Origin of the sequence: Flavivirga aquimarina (assembly GCF_030540835.1) — a bacterium.
In the GTDB taxonomy this organism is placed as follows: domain Bacteria; phylum Bacteroidota; class Bacteroidia; order Flavobacteriales; family Flavobacteriaceae; genus Flavivirga; species Flavivirga aquimarina.
Genome location: NZ_JAUOEK010000003.1, coordinates 1 through 723, shown reverse-complemented (window position 1 = coordinate 723; position 723 = coordinate 1). Strand labels below are relative to the sequence as shown.

Genomic DNA, 723 nt, shown 5'->3' with positions numbered 1-723 from the left:
TCTTTCAAGATACCGTTTACACGTTCAGCCATGGCGTTTTCATAGCAATGATTTTCTTCCGTCATACTGATGTCTATTTTATTTCTTTTAAGAATTTGTGTGTATACATTACTGCAATATTGTATGCCTCTGTCTGAATGGTGGATAAGACCTTTAATATTTTTTGCTTGGTAAATAGCCTTATTAAGTGCTCTAACACATCCTTTAAGTTCCAAACTATTACTTAGGTCATAACCAATAATTTTTCTAGAACACATGTCTGTAATGAGAGCGAGATAACAAAACCCTTTTATGGTTCTTATATAAGTTATATTGCTCACCCAAACTTGATTTGGACTTATGACTTCTACATTTTTAATGATGTTTTTATACTTGTAGAACCTGTGCAACGAATTGGTTGTTCTAGAACTATATTTCTTTCTAAGTGTTAACATTTGGTGTTTTCTAAGGACATTAAATAATGTGTCTCTACCGACTTTAAGATTAGCTTTTTTAAACTCATTATGCAATGATTTTTTAAGTTTACGGACACCTTCTCTGGGCAGGGATCTGCGTCTTCTCATTACAATTTCTATAATCTGTTGTTCTATCTTTACACGCTTATCAGCTCTATCTTTATATTTATAATACGCATCGCGTTTAAGTCCAAAACAAAGAGTTATAGTAGTTAAAGGAGCAAATCCCTTAGCTTTTTTTTTAGTTCAGCAACAGATTTATATCCTA

At 32.1% G+C, this 723-nt stretch carries 1 protein-coding gene; it reads right to left on the bottom strand.

Annotated features, from left to right (window positions below; translation table 11 throughout):
- Nucleotides 1-662: IS3 family transposase (locus Q4Q35_RS00015; protein ID WP_303275864.1), on the bottom strand; the 662-nt coding region annotated here is incomplete at its 3' end.
- Between the last annotated feature and the right edge of the window lie 61 nt (nt 663-723).